The organism is Streptomyces sp. NBC_00663 (assembly GCF_036226885.1).
Lineage (GTDB): Bacteria > Actinomycetota > Actinomycetes > Streptomycetales > Streptomycetaceae > Streptomyces.
The window spans coordinates 6,142,481-6,159,654 of sequence record NZ_CP109027.1 but is presented as its reverse complement, the minus strand read 5'-3'; the positions used below and the strand labels follow the sequence as shown (position 1 = coordinate 6,159,654).

Genomic DNA, 17,174 nt, shown 5'->3' with positions numbered 1-17,174 from the left:
GATCGACGGGATCGTCAGCTGACGTCCGAAGCGTCCAGGCGGTAGATCGAGGAGCTGGACGAACCGGAGGAACTCGATGAGTCGGAAGAACTCGATGAACCGGAGTCCGACGTCGAACTGGAGCTGTACTCGCTCGCCTTCACCGCCGTGCCGTTCTTCTGCACCCAGCTGGTGATCTCCTGGTTGAGGCTGCTGTTGCCACCCATGCCACCACCGCCGAGCTGGATGTAGTGCAACTCGCCCTTCTTCACCAGCTCCTTGAGCTTGGCCAGGGTCATCGCCTGGTCGGAGCCGGTGAAGCCCCACATGGAGATGACGGGCTGGTGGGTGCTCAGGATCAGCTGGCCGGCGCTCTGCGAGTTGGAGACCGCGAGCAGCCACTTCGCGCCGTCCTGGTGCTTCTCCAGGTACGCGATCAGCTCGCTGTCGACGCTGCCGCCCATGCCGCCACCGCCGCCGAAGCCGCCGCTGGGGGCGCCGCCCGTACCGCCGTTGCCGCCGGGAGCCGTACCGCCGCCCGGGAACTCCCCGTTCGTGCCGCCGCTCGGCGCGCCCCCGCCCTGCGGAAGCTCACCGTCGCCGCCGCCCGGCTGCATCTGGCCGTTGCCGCCGCCGGGCAACTCCCCGCCCGCCTGGCCGCCCTGCTGGGTGCCGTTCTGCTGACCGCCGGGGCCACCTCCGTCGCCGCCGAAGCCGCCCCGGCCGCCGGGACCGCCCATGCCGTTGCCGGTCGAGGGGCCCGCGGTGGGGTTGGTGCCGCCCATGCCGCCGGTGGCGGAGGCGAAGGCCGGCGAGGCGGCGTACGCCGTGGGACCGGCGAGGCCCGCCACGACCGCGGCGGCCACGGACACGGCCAGCAGCCGTGCCCTGGTCCCGGAACCCGCCGTACGGAAGACGAACAGGCCGATGACGGCGAGCGCCATGACCACGCCGACGGCCGGCCACAGCCAGGTGTTCCAGCCGGTGGCCCGGCGCAGCAGCACGATCGCCCAGACCCCGGTGACCACCAGGCCCGCGGGCAGCACCCACGACCAGCGGGCGTCCCCGCCGCGGAAGGCGCGCCACAGCAGCACACCGCCGCCACCGCACAGCGCCGCGATGCCGGGGGCGAGCGCGGTCGTGTAGTACGGGTGCATGGTGCCCTCGGCCATCGCGAAGGTCAGGTAGTGCAGCACCAGCCAGCCGCCCCACAGGACGAGCGCGGCCCGCGTCATGTCGGTGCGCGGGGCCCGCCCGCGGAGCACCAGGCCGGCGACGAGCGCGAGGAAGGCGAAGGGGATCAGCCAGGAGATCTGGCCGCCGAGGACGTCGTTGAACATCCGGCCGATGCCCGCGGTGCCGGCGAAGGTGCCGCCTCCGCCGCCTCCGCCGCCCCCGCCGTTGCCCTCGCCGCCGAGGACCCGGCCCAGGCCGTTGTAGCCCATGATCAGGTCCCAGGCGGAGCCGTCGGTCGAACCGCCGATGTACGGCCGGTCGTCGGCCGGGACCAGGGAGACGGCGGCGGCCCACCAGAAGCTGGCGACGGCCAGCGCGACCGCGGCCAGGGCCAGGTTGACGGCCTTCTTCTTCCAGCCGAGCTTCGATGCGTACACGTACACGGCGAAGACGGCGGGCAGGGCGATGTAGCCCTGGAGCATCTTGGTGTTGAAGGCGAGCCCGAACAGGACCGCGGAGCCGATGAGCGGCAGGAGTCTGTCGGTGCGCACCGCGCGCAGCGCGAGGGCCGCGCCGCCGACCATGAGCAGGACCAGGATGGTGTCGGGGTTGTTGTCGCGGTTGATCGCGACCGTGATCGGGGTGAGCGCGAGGACCAGCGCGGCGATCGCGGCCGCCGCGTGCCCGAAGACCCGCTTCACGGAGCCGTGCAGGATCCAGATCGTGCCGAGCGCGGCGGCGACCTCGGGCGCCATCATCTGCCAGGTGCCGAAGCCGAAGATCCGGCACGACAGGCCCATGATCATCAGCGCGAACGGCGGCTTGTCGACGGTGATGAAGTTGCCCGCGTCGAGCGAGCCGAAGAACCACGCCTTCCAGCTCTGCGTGCCGCTGTAGATCGCCGAACTGTAGAAGCTGTTCAGGCCGCTCCCGGACAGGTTCCAGGCGTACAGGACGCCCGCCAGGACCAGGATCGCGAGCAGCACGGGCAGCGACCAGCGCGGGGCCTTGTCCGGGATCTCCGTGGGTGGGGCCGGCGGCGGCCAGTCGGGAGAGACGGCCGTGGCCTCGGACTCGGTGTGGGGGTGTGGATCGGTGGCAGATGTCACCCGAGCATGGTGCGAGCCCGGGGTGAGCGTGCGCTGTGCCGTACCTGGCCCCTGCCTGTGAATTCACCAAGGGGCAGGTAACGGCTCCCCAATACGCGCCTCAAAGCAGCCGACGCACCTCAGAGCAGCCAGACGCACCTCAAAGCTGCCCGCCCTCCTGAAGGTGCACCCCGTCCGCCGTCACCCGGTCCGTCCGTTCCGAGCCGCCGACGACCCGTATCCAGCTGTCCACCTTCAGCTCGCGCCCGCTCAGCTCGACGAGGAAACCCCCGTACATGCCCGGCACGGGGAACCAGCAGGCGGGACGGACGAGTTCGGTCAGCACCTCGACCTCCGGCAGCCGCAGCCCCTGCCCGGTGGCCAGGTCGGTGCCGTCCTTCTCCGGCGCCCGGTGCCGGATCAGCCGGTGCAGGTTCCGGCGCAGGGCGCCGAGTTCGTCGTACGGCAGCGGATGCCTGATCTCCGGACGCAGGAGTACGGCGAGGTCGCGGTGGCCGCGCCGGTCGGCGAGGTCGGTCGCGCGGCTGCCGTCGCTCGTGCGCAGGGTGCGCCAGGCGCCGAGGGCGAGGAGGCGCTGGACGACATCGGCGGGGGCGCCGTGCCAGGCGGCCTGGTGGAGGGGGGTGTAGCCGCTGGGGCCGCCGAGGCGTGTGCAGTTGACCCAGTGGGCGTTGACCTTGGCGCGGACCTCGTCCAGGACGCGGAAGACGGTGGCCCAGTCACCGTCCCGGGCGGCGTCGGCGAGGCGGTGCCGCTCGGTCACGTAGTGGTCCTTGAGCGAGTCGGGGCGGGTGGTGCCGTCCCAGTGCGCCACATCATCTTCGAACACGCATGCAACCTTTCACTCCCGTCCGTGAGTCAAGAGGGCATGACTCACGGCATATCCAGACGCGCCAGATGGGTGGCAGGGGGCGCGCTCGTCGCGTGCGTGGCCGCCGCCACACCCGCCACCGCCGCCACGACACCGACCGTCAGCTGTACGTCCGCGAAGGCCGGCCTCGCCGACAAGCTGAAGCGGGACATCACCTCGGCGCTCGCCAACCGTAAGGGCACGATCGCCGTCGGCCTCTACGACCGCAGCACCAAGACGACCTGCACACTGCGCCCTTCGACGGCCTACGACTCCGCGAGCGTCGTCAAGGTCACCGTCCTCGCCACGCTGCTGTGGGACGCGAAGAAGCACGACCGGTACCTCACCGACCGCGAGACGACCCTCGCCAAGGCCATGATCACCAAGTCGGACAACGCCGCCACCAGCACCCTGTGGAAGCAGTTGGGCCTGACGAAGATCAAGGGCTTCCTCACCGCGGCCGGCATGACCCAGACCAAGCCCGGCGCCGACGGCTACTGGGGCCTGACCCAGATCACCGTCACCGACGAGCAGAAGCTGCTCAAGCTGATCACCGCGTCGAACACCGTCCTGAGCGACAACTCCCGTACGTACATCCGGAAGTTGATGGGCCAGGTCATCTCCTCGCAGCGCTGGGGCACTCCGTACGGCGCGCCGTCCGGCGTCCTCGTGCACGTCAAGAACGGCTGGCTGCAACGCTCCACGCACGGCTGGCGCGTCCACAGCGTCGGCACCTTCAAGGGCGGCGGCCACGACTACATGATCACGGTGCTCACGCACGGCAACAGCACCATGAACTACGGCATCACGACCATCCAGGGCGTGGCGAAGGTGATCCACAAGGATCTGGCGGCCAGTTGACCCCTGTGGGTCTCCCGCCCGTCACCAACTGCTCCTACGGTGACGGCCATGCGCATGAGAACCGTACTCGCGACCACGACCGCGGCCCTGACGGCGGCCACCTGTCTGTCCGCCGCCGGTCCGGCCAACGCCCGGACAGCCCACGCCTGTTCACCGTCCGTGTCCATCGACCGCTTCTCGGACGCGCTCGACAAGACGTCGTACGACGGGACCTTCGTCGGCAACTTCTCCGCGCTGGCGGTGGACCGGGACGGCTCGCTCGCGGCGCTCTCCGACCGGTCGTCGCTGTTCTCCCTGGACCCGAGGACCCTCGCCCCGCGGGGTGCGGTGGCACTGGCCGACGAGAGCGGCGCCGCCCTCGACTCCGAGGGCCTGGTCATCGACGGGGACGGCACGCGGCTGGTGACGTCGGAGACGGAGCCGTCCGTACGCCGGTACAGCGCGGACGGCCACATCCTCGACCGCCTGCCGGTGCCGGACGCGCTGCGGGTGGCACCGGCGGGGCGGGCGGTCTCCAACGGCACGTTCGAGGGGCTGACTTGGTTCCGCGGGGGCCGGTCCCTGCTGGCGTCGATGGAGTACGCCCTGTCCGGTGACACCTCGGGCGCGGTCCGCTTCCAGACCTGGCGGCGCGCCGGCGCGAACTTCACCCTCTCCCACCAGTACGCCTACCAGCCCGACCCCGGCCTCGGCGTCCCCGAGGTCCAGTCCCTCCCCGACGGCCGCCTCCTCGTCCTGGAGCGCGGCTTCACGTCCGGCGTCGGCAACGCGGTCCGCCTCTACCTGGCCGACCCGCGGCACGCCACGGACACCAGCGGGGTGGACAACCTCACCGGCCAGGACGGCGTACGCCTGATCGGCAAGACCCTCCTCGCGGACATCGCCTCCTGCCCCACCCTCGGCGCCACCGCCAAGCAGCCCCAGCCGAACCCGCTCCTCGACAACATCGAGGGCATGACGGTCACGGGCCACGCGAAGGGCGCCTGGAAGGTCCTCCTCGTCAGCGACGACAACCAGAACGCGGTGCAGACGACGCGGTTCTACTCGCTGAGCGTCAGGACCCCGGGTACGACGCCATGAACCAGATCACCAGGGGCAGCGGCACAAGAAACACGAACACCGCAAGGGCCTTCGCCCATCGGGCGGTTCTGCCGGGGCCTCGGGTCGCCATGGGCACAACTTAGCGCCGAGGCCCGGGACTTGCTGGCGCTGGTCACCGTCACCTCGTTCGGACACATCGCTTAGCCTCTCCTTGCCCTGAAGGAGGAATTTGCGCATGTGGTCCGTCACAGACGAAACCGATCGGTTGCAGTGGGGATACGTCCCCTTCGAGCACGTGGGCCCGCTGCACTACGGCATGAGTCACGATGAAGCGGCCAGTGCAATGAAGGCACAGGGCTTCTCAGGCGCCGACCGCCCGATGTCCCGGTCGCATGGCGCTCTGGCCCGTCGGACCCACTTCCGGCCCGACGACGCACCGCAGTACGTCACCGCTGTAACGGCGTACTACAGAAAGTCGGGCGAGTTGGCCTGCGTCGCCGTGGACGCCCTCTGCGGTCCGCAGGTCTCGATCGGCGAGGTGCAATTGATCGGCCGAGCGCCCTCCACTCTGGCGGATCAATTGCACGACTACGCGGAATCCCTCGGCCTGACGCGCACCTTCTCCGTAGAGGGTGACGCGGTTTCGGACGAACTCGGAGTCATGGCGCGTGCGCAGCGCGCCGACGACATCCTCCTGACCCGGGCGTTCTTCGTCGGGCCGTTCCAGGACTGGGCCTACACGCTGCATGACTGCGTGCCGACCGACGAATGGGACATCCGCTGAGGCCTCAGGCCTCGAAGCCGTACTCCAGCACGTACGCGGAAGAGTCCAACACCATCTCGTTCACCTCGACGGCGACGCCCTCGGCGTCGTAAGCCGTGCGCGCGACGAGCATCACCGGCACCCCTGACGGCAGTGACAGTCGGTCCGCCTCGTCCGTGTTCGGCATACGGGAACGGATCTCCTCGCGGAAGCGGACCGGACCACGGCCCAGTTCGGCGAGCCGGGCGTAGATGCCGCCGGGGCCGGTGTCAGGCTGTGCGATCGGAGTGTCGGAGGCGAGGTCGGCGGGGAGGTAGGAGGTGGCGAGCAGTACGGGCTTGTCGTCGAGGGTGTAGCGACGGCGCCGGACGCAGACCCGGGACCCTTCCTCCAGCTCCAGGACTCCGGCGATCACCGACGGAACATCTTCCTCGGCCACCTCGACGCAGTCGACCGCGAGCTCACGCCCTTCGGAGTCCGCCGTCCAGATGGAACGGCCCTCACCCCAACCGGCAGACGCCAGGCGCTCGATGCCCCGTCGCCGGATGGGCCTGAAGTCCCGGACGAACACCCCGGCACCTTTGCGCGCCTCCACGATGCCCTCGGCCTGGAGGACGCCGAGCGCCTGCCGGGCCGTCATACGAGCCACCTCGTACTTCGCCATGAGGTCGTTCTCGCCAGGGAGCCGCGCCCCCGGCCCGTACTCGCCGGCCTCGACAGCCGCCCGCAACTCCGCGGCGATGCGCTGGTACTTGGGCTGCCGCCCCGCCTCCCGGCTGTTCATCCAAGCCCTCCTTCGATCATCTCTAGACATCCTAGGCACCAGAGGTCACTCGCCCGCAGCAGAAGGACGCCCCCTCCGGGCAATTTCGGGCACATCTCTAGAGATGTATTGCCTGAGTCGAAATCGAGCGCTTCACTTCATCTCTAGAGATGTGAAGTGTTACCCAGCGCTTCGGAGGTCTTCATGCCAGCCCACACCGCACCCTCACCGCCCGCAACCCCCGCCATGCCGGAAACGCAATGGCGGTTATCCCACGGCCCCCGCAGCGCAGGTCGCGCGCGAGCACTCCTGCGTGCACAGCTCACCGACTGGAACATCGACGACGACATCGCCGACACCGCGGAACTCCTGCTGTCCGAGCTCATGAGCAACGCCATTCGGCACGCCCGCACCCCCACCGGCCGCCAGATCGGCGTACGCGTCGCCCAGTACGACGGCCGCCTGCGCGTGGAAGTCGCTGACGCCAACAACGCTCGCCCGGAGCGGCGGCGGGCCAAGGCCGACGACGAACAGGGGCGCGGCCTGGCCATCATCAGTGCCCTTGCCGCGCGTTGGGGCTGCTGCCCCCGCCTGCACGGCATCGGGAAAGCGACCTGGGCGGAGATCCCGCTTCCCGCTCAGCCCAGATGCGTAGGCGCGAACATCCGCAGCACCGCCGGAAGCACCACCACCGAAGGCCCAGGCTCCCCCAACGCCTTCGCCAGGTCCGCCTCCAGCTCCTCCGGCGTCGTCCGCACCCCCGGCACCCCGAAGGACTCCGCCAGCGCCACATAGTCCGGGCGGGTCAGTTCGGTCGCCGTGGCCTCGCCGAACGCGTCCGTCATGTACTCGCGCAGGATGCCGTAGCCGCCGTCGTCGACGATCAGCCACGTCACGTTCAGGTCGTACTGGCGAGCGGTCGCGAGCTCGGCAATCGAATACAGCGCACCGCCGTCCCCCGACACCGCCAGCACCGGACGCGAACCGTCGGCCACCGCCGCGCCCAGCGCCGCCGGGAATCCGTAGCCGAGGCCGCCGGCGCCCTGGGCGGAGTGGAGGAGGTTGGGGCCCTTGGCGTCGAAGGCGGACCAGGCCCAATACGCGAGGATCGTCATGTCCCAGAAGGACGGGGAGTCGGCGGGGAGTGCCTTGCGCACCGACGCCAACACGTCCTGCTCCAGGGTGAGTTCCTGGGCGGCGATACGGGCGGCCACCCGGCCCAGCACCTCTCCCACCCGTTCCGCCGCGTGGACGTCCTCGCGCTCCTCCACCGTCTCCAGCAGCGCCTGCAACGCCAACCGCGCGTCCGCGTGAATGCCCAGCGCCGGGTGGTTCGACTCCAGCTTGCCGAGGTCGGCCTCGATCTGGATGACCCGGCCGCGGGGCTTGAACGTGTGGTAGTTCGACGACAGTTCACCCAGTCCCGAACCCACCACCAGCAGTACGTCCGCGTCCTCCAGGAAGTCCGTGACGTACCGGTCCTCGATCCAGGACTGGAGGGACAGGGGGTGGCGCCAGGGGAACGCCCCCTTGCCGCCCGGCGTCGTCACGACCGGGGCCTGGAGCAGCTCCGCCAGCTGACGCAGCTTGCGCGAGGCGTCCGAGCGTACGACTCCCCCGCCCGCGATGATCGCCGGACGGGCCGCCTTCGACAGCAAGTCCGCTGCCGCCGCCGTCAGTTCGACGCGCGGGGGCAGTTCTTCCGGGAACGCGTCGCCGCCCGTCACCACGGGGATCAGGGTCGGAGCCAGCAGCACGTCCTGCGGGATCTCCACCCACACCGGGCCGTGCGGGGCGGTCAGCGCCGACTTCCAGGCCGCCTCGATCGCGGACGGGATCTGGGACTGGGTGCGCACGGTGTGGACCGACTTCACCACGCCTCGGAAGGAAGCGGACTGGTCGGGGAGTTCATGGAGGTAGCCGTGCCGGCCGCCCCCCAGGCCCGCCGTCGGGATCTGGCTGCTGATCGCCAGCACCGGGGCCGAGGCCGCCGCCGCCTCCTGGAGCGCGGCCAGCGACGTCAGCGCACCCGGGCCCGTCGACAGCAGCAGCGGGGCCGCCTCGCCCGTGATACGGCCGTACGCGTCCGCCGCGAACCCGGCGTTGTTCTCCACGCGCAGGCCCACGTACCGCAGATCGCTGCGCCGCAGCGCGTCGAACATGCCGAGCGCGTGCTGGCCCGGCAGCCCGAAGACCGTCGTCGTGCCGAGCGCGGCCAGTGTCTCCACGACCAGGTCTCCGCCGTTCCGGCCGGCGGGCGGGTTCAGGGCGGCGGCGGTCTGCGCCTCCGTCGGGCGGAGCACCAGGTCGTGGTCGTGGGTCACTTCGCTGCCTTCTCCTGGGCGATCTGGCGGGACATGATCGTGGTCAGTTCGTACGCCGTGTGGGACGCGGCCACCGACGTGATCTCCGCGTGATCGTACGCGGGGGCCACCTCGACGACGTCCGCCGAGACCAGGTGACACCCAGCCAACCCCCGGAGGATCTCCAGGAGCTCCCTCGACGTCATGCCGCCCGCCTCCGGCGTGCCCGTGCCGGGCGCGTGGGCCGGGTCGAGGCAGTCGATGTCGATGGAGATGTAGAGGGGACGGTCGCCGATGCGCCCGCGCAGCTGGTCGGCGATCTCGTCCACGCCTCGCCGCATGACGTCCGCCGACGTCACGATGCCGAAGCCCAGCTTCTCGTCGTCGGTGAGGTCCTGCTTGCCGTACAGCGGGCCGCGCGTGCCGACGTGGGAGAGGGCGGAGGTGTCGAGGATGCCCTCCTCGACCGCGCGGCGGAACGGGGTGCCGTGCGTGTACTCGGCACCGAAGTAGGTGTCCCAGGTGTCGAGGTGGGCGTCGAAGTGGAGCAGGGCCACCGGGCCGTGCTTCTTGGCGACGGACCGCAACAGGGGCAGCGCGATGGTGTGGTCGCCGCCGAGCGTCATCAGCCGCGCCCCCGTCCCCAGTAGGTCGTCGGCCGCCGCCTCGATCGTCTCCACGGCCTCGTTGATGTTGAACGGGTTGACCGCGATGTCCCCTCCGTCCGCGACCTGGGCGAGGGCGAAGGGGGACGCGTCCTGCGCGGGGTTGTACGGGCGCAGCAGCCGGGACGCCTCGCGGATCGCGTTGCCGCCGAAGCGGGCGCCCGGCCGGTACGAGACGCCCGAGTCGAACGGCACGCCCACCACGGCGACGTCGGCGCGGCCGACCTCGTCGAGGCGGGGCAGCCGGGCGAAGGTCGCGGGGCCGGCGTACCGCGGGATGCGGGAGGAGTCGACGGGGCCGCGGGGCGTCTCGTTGCTGCTCATGAGGTAATGCCTTCTTTCCTACGCTTCATCGCGCATGGAGTGATATGTACTACTTCTTGTCCGACTCTACTGGGGAGCCGGGACCGGTTCGGACACGAGTTCGGGGGCGGCGCGGCCGGCCAGCCGCTCGCGCCACGCGGTGAGGACGGCCTCGTCGGTCGCGGGGGTCGCCAGGGACACGACGACATAGGCGGCGAGGGACGAGAGCAGGCCGTAGTAGACGGGCTCGTTGGCGAGGATGCCGTAGCCCGCCATCAGGCCGACGACCGCGAGGCCGCCGACGATCACGGAGGCGAGCGCGCCGTACACCGTGCCGCGCTTCCACAGCAGGCCGCCGAGGATCGGCACGAGGAGGCCGCCGACGAGCAGGTTGTACGCCACCGTCAGCGCCTCGACGACGTTGTTGAGGGCGATGGCCGTGCCGATGACGCCGACGCCCATGATGAGGATGAAGGCGCGGTTGCCCGCCACCTCGTCCCGCTCGCCGCCCGTGACCTTTCCGCGCAGCCGCGACCAGATGTCGTTGTTGGCCACGGTCGCGCAGGCAATCAGCGCACCGGAGGACGTCGACATCACGGCGGCGAGCGCGGCGGCCAGCACCAGGCCCCGTACGCCGACCGGCAGTTCGTCCTTGACGATCGTCGCGAAGGCGTCGTCCGCGTTGGCCAGGTTCGGGTAGAGGACTTTGGCCGCCGTGCCGATGACGGCGCCGGCGAGGGCGTACACGAGGCAGTAGGTGCCCGCGACCGTGCCGCCCCACTTGGCCGTCGTGTCGCTGCGGGCGGTGAAGACGCGCTGCCAGATGTCCTGTCCGATGAGCATGCCGAACGTATAGATCAGGACGTACGTGAAGATCGTCTCGCCGCCGATGCCCAGCGGGTCGAAGTACGAGGTCGGCAGCTTCGCCTTCATCTCGCCGAAGCCGCCCGCCTTGACGACCGCGATGGGCAGGAGCAGGAGCAGTACGCCGATCGTCTTGACGACGAACTGCACCATGTCGGTCAGGGTGATGGACCACATGCCGCCGAGCGTCGAGTACGCGACGACGATCGAGCCGCCGAGGACGATCGCGACGGTCCGGTTCATGTCGAAGAGGACGTCGAAGATCGTGGCGTAGGCGATGGTGGACGTCACCGCGAGCATGAGGGTGTACGCCCACATGACGAGGCCGGAGATGACCCCGGCCCGGCCGCCGTACCGGAGATCCAGCATCTCGGAGACGGTGTAGACCTTCAGGCGGGCGATGCGGGCGGAGAAGAAGACGGAGAGGGCGAGGAGCCCGAGGCCGATGGTGAAGACCATCCAGGCGCCGGAGAGGCCGTACTGGTAGCCGAGGCCGACGCCGCCGATGGTGGAGGCGCCGCCGAGGACGATGGCGGCCATCGTGCCGGAGTACATCGCGGGGCCGAGGCGACGGCCCGCGACCAGGAACTCGCTCTTGGACTTGGCGCGGCGCATGCCCCACCAGCCCACGGCCAGCATGCCGAGCAGATAGACGACGATGACTGTGTAGTCGATGGCCATGGGGGCCTCCTTCGCTCGGGTCTCGCCGGCGGGTGACGAGCACCGACATTAGGTGGCCGGAAAGCGGCTGCGAAGTGTACGTTTCATCCACCGAGGCCGTTCCGACTGAAGGAAACGCACACCATGCCGGACCCGGCCGTCCCACCCACCCCACCCGTCCCGCTGGCCGCACTGCTGGCCCGCGAGGACCTCGCGCTGCGGCAGATCGCGGGCCCCGTGGACCCGGCCGCCGTCATCCACTGGGCGCACACCTCGGAGATGGCCGACCCGTACCCGTATCTGCTGGGCGGCGAGCTGCTGCTGACCGCGGGCGTGCATGTGCCGGAGGCGGCCGGGTCGGGGGCGTACTTCGACGACTACGTCTCCCGGATCGTGGCGGCGGGCGGAGCGGCCCTGGGCTTCGGTCTCGCGCCGGTGCACGACACCGTGCCGCGCGCCCTGGTGGCGGCCTGCGACGCCTATGAACTCCCCCTGATCGAGGTCCCGCCCCAGACCACCTTCTCCGGTGTGGCCCGCGCGGTCTGGCAGCTCATGGCCCAGGCCCGCCTCGCCGAACTCCGGCGCGTGACCGAGGCCCAGCAGAGCCTCGCCGCCGCCGCGTCCCGCCCGGATCCGGTGCCGTCGGTGCTGCGGCAACTGGCGCAGCGGCTCTCCGGGCGGGCGGTGCTGTACGGGCCGGAGGGGACGGAGATCGCGGCGGCGGGGCGCGTCGTGGCGGACGCCGCCCGGGACGCGCTGGCCGAGCTCGCCCAGGTCGTACGCCCCTCCGGCCCCGGCACCCCCACCTCCGCCACCCACACCGCCGCCGGCGTTCATCTCGCCGCCTACGCCCTCGGCGCCGGTCGGGGCTTCGTCCTCGGGGTGGCCGCCCCCGCCCGCGAACCCGGCGACCACACCATCGCCTCCGTCGCCGCCGTCCTGCTCTCCCTCCTCACCGGCGAGCACCAGAGCGGCTCGGGAGCGGCCCGGTCCTCGGCGCTGGTACGGCTGCTGCTGGGCGGCCGGCCGGAGGAGGTGGCGGTGCTGCTGGGCGCGGGGCGGTGGGTGGTGGTGCACGCGGCCCCGGAGGCGCGGGCCCGGGAGACGGCCGCTCCCGACACCGTGTCCGCCTCCGCGCTCGGCGCCGCGCTCGGCTCGCCGCTGGTCGACCTCGCCGAGGACGTCGTACGGGTGCTCGTGCCCGCCGGGCGGGAGCCGGTCGCCCCTCAGGCCGGCTGGACCCTCGGCGTCAGTGGCGCCGTCGAGCCGCGTGACTGGGCCCTCGCCGACACCCAGGCCGCCCGCGCTCTGGCCCGCGCGCACGCCACCCGTACCGCCCTGGTCCGGCACGGCGGGCGGCCGGGCCTCGCCGCTCTCGTCCCGGCCGACGAGGCCGAGGCACACGCCCGTGCCCTCCTCGCGCCCCTCGCCGGCTCCCCCGCCCTGCTGGACACCCTGCGCACCTGGCTGTCCCTGCACGGCAGTTGGGACCGGACGGCGGTGGCACTCGCCGTGCACCGCAACACCGTGCGGCAGCGGGTCGCCAAGTGCGCGGGGTTGCTCGACACCGACCTCGACGACCCCGACGTACGCATGGAGTTGTGGTTCGCACTGCGTGAGTGACCCGCGTCCCAGCGTCCGGGACACCCCGCACGCGCACAGGGGGCTGCCTCACAATGGACCCCATGCCGATACCCGGGACTCCCAGCCGCGCCGAGCTCGTCGACCACCTCGTACGAACCCGCATCGCGGGCGACGTCGCGACGCCCCGAGAGAACAACCTCTCCCACTACCGTCAGCTCGCGAACGGCAACCGCCACTACTGGCTCGGCCTGGAGCTCGGCGACCGCTGGAGCGACGAGCAGGACGTGCTCGCGGTGATGGCGGAGCGGGTGGGTGTCAACGACGATCCCGAGTACCGGTACGGCCAGGACACCATCGACCCCGAGCTGACGGTGGACGGGTTGGAGCGGATGGCGGCGCGGCTGCGGAAGGCCGCCGAGGGAGCGCAGCGGGTGCTGTTCGCCACCGGTCACCCGGGCGGTCTGCTGGAGGTGCACCACTCCACCGCCGCCGCGCTGCGGGCGGCCGGCTGCGAGATCGTCGTCATCCCGGAGGGGCTCCAGACGGAGGAGGGGTACGTCATGCAGTTCGCGGACGTGGCGATGCTGGAGCACGGCGCCTCGCTGTGGCACACCCACTCGGGCGAGCCGATGAAGGCCATCCTGACGGGCATGGAGCGCGAGGGGCGTCCGCTGCCCGACCTCGTCGTCGCCGACCACGGCTGGGCGGGGTACGCCGCCCAGCACGGCGTGGACTCCGTCGGGTACGCCGACTGCAACGACCCCGCCCTCTTCGTCGGCGAGGCGGAGGGCACCGTCCAGGTGACGGTCCCCCTCGACGACCATGTCGTCAGCCCGCGCCACTACGACCCGATGACGGCGTATCTGCTGGCGGAGGCCGGCCTCGTCCCGTAGGCGGCTACGGCCAGGGGTTCAGCCCCTCCGTGCGCTGCTGCGCATGCCCCGGCGTCGGGTCCAGGTAGACCCTGCTCACGCCGGGGAACGCGGCCCGCAGCCGTAGCTCGGCCTGTTCGCAGGCCCACTCGATCTGGGCCGCCGTCGACACGTCCCGGAAGTCGACCTTGGCGGCGACCAGCGCCTCGCGCGGCCCCTGGACCAGGGTCGTCAGCTCCAGCACGGCCTCGATGTGCTCCACCGCCAGCAGCTCGGCCCTGATCCGCTCCCGCATCGGCCGCGGCAGCGGACGGCCGATCAGCAGCTCGGCGTTGGACCGCCCGAGCACCCACGCCACGCACAGCAGCAACAGCCCGATGAGCAGCGAGGCGACCCCGTCCCAGACACCGGAACCGGTGAGCTGGCCGCCGAGCAGTCCGCCCGCGGCGAGCGCGAGGCCGATCAGCGCGGCGGAGTCCTCCAGGACGACGGCCTTCACGGCGGTGTCCGGGGTGTGGCGGAGGTAGAGCTTGAACGGCGCCCGGAAGCGGGCCGCCTCCCCGCGGGCCTGCTTCAGTCCCGTCCGCAGCGAGTAGCCCTCCAGGAGGAAGGCGACGCCGAGGACGATGTACGAGATGAGCGGGTCGCCGAGGTCCTCGCCCTCGACGAGGGTGTGGATGCCGTCGTACAGGGAGAAGACCGCGCCGCCGACGAAGGTGGCGACGGCGGCCAGCATGGCCCAGATGTAGCGCTCGGGGCCGTGGCCGAGGGGATGCTCCTCGTCGGCGGGTTTCTCGCTGCGCTTCAGGGCGGTGAGCAGCAGGACCTCGGTGACGGTGTCGGCGACCGAGTGCGCGGCCTCGGAGAGCATCGCGCTGGAGCCGCTGATCACACCGGCGACCGCCTTGGCGAGGGCGATCCCGAGGTTGGCGACGGCGGCCACGAGCACCGTGAAGGTGCTCTCGCCGCCGCCCTGTTCGGCTTCCGCCGCTTTCGCCTTCGCTTCCGCTGCCGTCATGCCCCCCAGTGTTGCCGACGTGATCTCAGCGTGCGCGAGGAGCCCGGACCACGCCTTCCTGGATCACCGAGATGGCAAGCTGTCCGTCCTGGGTGTAGATGCGCGCCTGGCCGAGCCCGCGGCCGCCGTGCGCGGACGGCGACTCCTGGTCGTACAGCAGCCATTCGTCGGCGCGGAAGGGCCGGTGGAACCACATGGCGTGGTCGAGGGAGGCGCCGACGACGTCCCCGGTCGCCCAGCCGCCGCGCCCGTGCGCAAGCAGGATGGAGTCGACGTGATCTCAGCGTGCGCGAGGAGCCCGGACCACGCCTTCCTGGATCACCGAGATGGCGAGCTGTCCGTCCTGGGTGTAGATGCGCGCCTGGCCGAGCCCGCGGCCGCCGTGCGCGGACGGCGACTCCTGGTCGTACAGCAGCCATTCGTCGGCGCGGAAGGGCCGGTGGAACCACATGGCGTGGTCGAGGGAGGCGCCGACGACGTCCCCGGTCGCCCAGCCGCCGCGCCCGTGCGCGAGCAGGATGGAGTCGAGGAGGGTCATGTCGGAGACGTAGGTGGCGAGGACGACATGCAGCAGGGGGTCGTCGGCGAGCTTGCCGTTGGTGCGGAACCAGACCTGCGAGTGCGGCTCGCGCGGCTCGCCGAACTTCCCGTACGGCGGCTCGTCGACGTAGCGCAGGTCGATCGCCTCGCGGGCCTCCAGGAACTTCCCGATGACCTCGGGGGCGATGTGGTCGTAGCCGCGCAGCCGCTCGTGCGAGGTGGGGAGCGTGGCGGGGTCGGGGGCGGCCGGCATCGGGGCCTGGTGGTCGAAGCCTTCCTCGTACGTCTGGAAGGACGCCGACAGCGCGAAGATCGGCTGGCCGTGCTGGACGGCGACGACCCGGCGGGCGGTGAAGGAGCGGCCGTCGTTCATGCGCTCGACCGTGTAGACGATCGGCGCGCCCGGGTCCCCGGGGCGCAGGAAGTACGCGTGGAGGGAGTGGGCGAGGCGGTCCTCGGGGACCGTCCGCCCGGCGGCGACGAGCGCCTGGGCCGCGACCTGACCGCCGAAGACACGCGGGACGATGGCGGGCCGGGACTGGCCGCGGAAGATGTTCTCCTCGATCTGCTCCAGGTCGAGCAGATCGAGGAGATCCTGAAGTGCCTGACTCATGCAGTCATTTCTACTGGTCAGTAATTGCGGGGACCTTACAGACCCATGTCCTTACAGACCCATGTCCTTGGCGATGATCGTCTTCATGATCTCGTTCGTGCCGCCGTAGATCCGGTTGACGCGGTTGTCCGCGTACAGGCGGGCGATCGGGTACTCGTTCATGAAGCCGTAGCCGCCGTGCAGCTGGAGGCAGCGGTCGATCACGCGGTGCGCGACCTCGGTGCAGAACAGCTTCGCGGAGGCCGCCTCGGCCGGGGTCAGCTCGCCCGCGTCCAGCGCCTCGGTGGCGCGGTCGGCGACCGCCTCGGCGGCGTCGACCTCGGCCTTGCACGCGGCCAGCTCGAACTTGGTGTTCTGGAAGGTGGCGACGGGCTTGCCGAAGACCGTGCGGTCCGTGACGTACTGCTGGGCGAACCGGACGGCGGCCTTGGCCTGGGCGTAGGCGCCGAAGGCGATGCCCCAGCGCTCGGACGCCAGGTTGTGGCCGAGGTAGTAGAAGCCCTTGTTCTCCTCGCCGAGCAGGTCCTCGACGGGCACCTTCACGTCGACGAACGCCAGCTCGGCGGTGTCGGAGGTGCGCAGGCCCAGCTTGTCGAGCTTGCGGCCGATCGAGTAGCCCTCGGCCTTGGTGTCCACGGCGAAGAGGGAGATGCCGTGCCGGCGGTCCTCGGCGGTGGAGGCGGCGGTACGGGCGGCCACGATCACACGGTCGGCGTGCACGCCACCGGTGATGAAGGTCTTGGCACCGTTGAGGACGTAGTGCGTGCCGTCCTCGCTCAGCTTGGCGGTGGTCTTCATGCCCGCGAGGTCGGAGCCGGTGCCCGGCTCGGTCATCGCCAGCGCCCACATCTCCTCGGCGGAGACGAACTTCGGCAGGTAGCGCTTCTTCTGCTCGTCGGTGGCGAGCATCTTGATGTACGGCAGGGCGAGCAGCACATGCACACCGGAGCCGCCGAAGTGGACGCCCGCGCGGGCCGTCTCCTCGTACATCACGGCCTCGAACTTGTACGAGTCGATGCCGGCGCCGCCGAACTCCTCCGGCACGTTGATGCCGAAGAGGCCCAGCTCGGCGAGCTTGTAGTAGAACTCGCGCGGCGCCTGGCCGGCCGCGAACCACTCGTCGTAAACGGGGACGACCTCGGCCTCGATGAAGGCCCGGAGGGTCTCCCGGAACGCCTCGTGGTCCTCGTTGAACACCGTACGGCGCACC

At 71.0% G+C, this 17,174-nt stretch carries 14 protein-coding genes and 2 pseudogenes; 6 read left to right on the top strand and 10 right to left on the bottom strand.

Annotated features, from left to right (window positions below; translation table 11 throughout):
- Nucleotides 1–14 precede the first annotated feature (14 nt).
- On the bottom strand, nucleotides 15–2,264 hold the full coding sequence (locus OG866_RS28180) for a glycosyltransferase family 39 protein (protein ID WP_329338928.1): 2,250 nt from the start codon (nucleotides 2,262–2,264) through the stop codon (nucleotides 15–17).
- A gap of 139 nt (nucleotides 2,265–2,403) precedes the next feature.
- Nucleotides 2,404–3,093 carry an ankyrin repeat domain-containing protein gene (locus OG866_RS28175; RefSeq protein WP_329338927.1) on the bottom strand — a complete coding sequence of 230 codons (690 nt, stop codon included), beginning with the start codon at nucleotides 3,091–3,093 and terminating at the stop codon, nucleotides 2,404–2,406.
- 39 nt (nucleotides 3,094–3,132) lie between these two features.
- On the opposite strand from OG866_RS28175, the gene OG866_RS28170 reads away from it, so the two are divergent.
- The 3 genes from OG866_RS28170 (at nucleotide 3,133) to OG866_RS28160 (ending at nucleotide 5,800) form a co-directional block, all read left to right on the top strand.
- Nucleotides 3,133–3,975, top strand: coding sequence for a serine hydrolase (locus OG866_RS28170; protein ID WP_329338926.1), 843 nt, complete (start codon nucleotides 3,133–3,135; stop codon nucleotides 3,973–3,975).
- A gap of 48 nt (nucleotides 3,976–4,023) precedes the next feature.
- Nucleotides 4,024–5,055, top strand: a complete 1,032-nt coding sequence (locus OG866_RS28165; protein ID WP_329338924.1) for an esterase-like activity of phytase family protein — start codon at nucleotides 4,024–4,026, stop codon at nucleotides 5,053–5,055.
- Nucleotides 5,056–5,251: 196 nt separating this feature from the next.
- Nucleotides 5,252–5,800, top strand: a complete 549-nt coding sequence (locus OG866_RS28160) for a hypothetical protein (RefSeq protein WP_329338923.1) — start codon at nucleotides 5,252–5,254, stop codon at nucleotides 5,798–5,800.
- A 4-nt stretch (nucleotides 5,801–5,804) separates the two neighbouring features.
- On the opposite strand, the gene OG866_RS28155 is transcribed toward OG866_RS28160, so the two are convergent.
- Nucleotides 5,805–6,563: a GntR family transcriptional regulator gene (locus OG866_RS28155; RefSeq protein WP_329338922.1), complete on the bottom strand. Its 759-nt coding sequence runs from the start codon at nucleotides 6,561–6,563 to the stop codon at nucleotides 5,805–5,807.
- Nucleotides 6,564–6,746: 183 nt separating this feature from the next.
- Here OG866_RS28155 and OG866_RS28150 point away from each other — a divergent pair.
- A pseudogene (locus OG866_RS28150) lies at nucleotides 6,747–7,112 on the top strand (ATP-binding protein); the annotation flags it as partial.
- Between the two features lie 68 nt (nucleotides 7,113–7,180).
- Here OG866_RS28150 and OG866_RS28145 read toward each other — a convergent pair.
- The 3 genes from OG866_RS28145 to OG866_RS28135 form a co-directional block, all read right to left on the bottom strand.
- Nucleotides 7,181–8,866 carry a thiamine pyrophosphate-binding protein gene (locus OG866_RS28145; RefSeq protein ID WP_329338921.1) on the bottom strand — a complete coding sequence of 562 codons (1,686 nt, stop codon included), beginning with the start codon at nucleotides 8,864–8,866 and terminating at the stop codon, nucleotides 7,181–7,183.
- The gene (speB, locus tag OG866_RS28140) at nucleotides 8,863–9,834 is read right to left on the bottom strand and encodes an agmatinase (RefSeq protein ID WP_329338920.1); all 972 of its coding nucleotides are present in this window, start codon (nucleotides 9,832–9,834) and stop codon (nucleotides 8,863–8,865) included. Before speB ends, OG866_RS28145 begins: the two co-directional genes overlap by 4 nt.
- 66 nt (nucleotides 9,835–9,900) lie before the next feature.
- Entirely contained in the window at nucleotides 9,901–11,358 is a 1,458-nt protein-coding gene (locus tag OG866_RS28135; protein ID WP_329338918.1) for a sodium:solute symporter, read from the bottom strand.
- A gap of 123 nt (nucleotides 11,359–11,481) precedes the next feature.
- Here OG866_RS28135 and OG866_RS28130 point away from each other — a divergent pair, with 123 nt between their 5' ends.
- Together OG866_RS28130 and OG866_RS28125 are read left to right on the top strand one after the other, a co-directional pair.
- On the top strand, nucleotides 11,482–12,960 hold the full coding sequence (locus tag OG866_RS28130) for a PucR family transcriptional regulator ligand-binding domain-containing protein (RefSeq protein ID WP_329338916.1): 1,479 nt from the start codon (nucleotides 11,482–11,484) through the stop codon (nucleotides 12,958–12,960).
- A gap of 62 nt (nucleotides 12,961–13,022) precedes the next feature.
- On the top strand, nucleotides 13,023–13,814 hold the full coding sequence (locus OG866_RS28125; protein WP_329338914.1) for a phosphatase: 792 nt from the start codon (nucleotides 13,023–13,025) through the stop codon (nucleotides 13,812–13,814).
- A 4-nt stretch (nucleotides 13,815–13,818) separates the two neighbouring features.
- On the opposite strand, the gene OG866_RS28120 is transcribed toward OG866_RS28125, so the two are convergent.
- The 4 genes and pseudogenes from OG866_RS28120 to OG866_RS28105 all read right to left on the bottom strand — a co-directional run bounded on the left by OG866_RS28120 (nucleotide 13,819) and on the right by OG866_RS28105 (nucleotide 17,173).
- On the bottom strand, nucleotides 13,819–14,811 hold the full coding sequence (locus tag OG866_RS28120) for a cation diffusion facilitator family transporter (protein ID WP_329338912.1): 993 nt from the start codon (nucleotides 14,809–14,811) through the stop codon (nucleotides 13,819–13,821).
- Between the two features lie 25 nt (nucleotides 14,812–14,836).
- Nucleotides 14,837–15,085, bottom strand: a pseudogene (locus tag OG866_RS28115) (acyl-CoA thioesterase II); the annotation flags it as partial.
- Nucleotides 15,086–15,091: 6 nt separating this feature from the next.
- Nucleotides 15,092–15,964, bottom strand: a complete 873-nt coding sequence (locus OG866_RS28110) for an acyl-CoA thioesterase (RefSeq protein ID WP_329338911.1) — start codon at nucleotides 15,962–15,964, stop codon at nucleotides 15,092–15,094.
- Between the two features lie 51 nt (nucleotides 15,965–16,015).
- Nucleotides 16,016–17,173, bottom strand: coding sequence for an acyl-CoA dehydrogenase family protein (locus tag OG866_RS28105; RefSeq protein WP_194075874.1), 1,158 nt, complete (start codon nucleotides 17,171–17,173; stop codon nucleotides 16,016–16,018).
- Nucleotide 17,174: the final 1 nt, after the last annotated feature.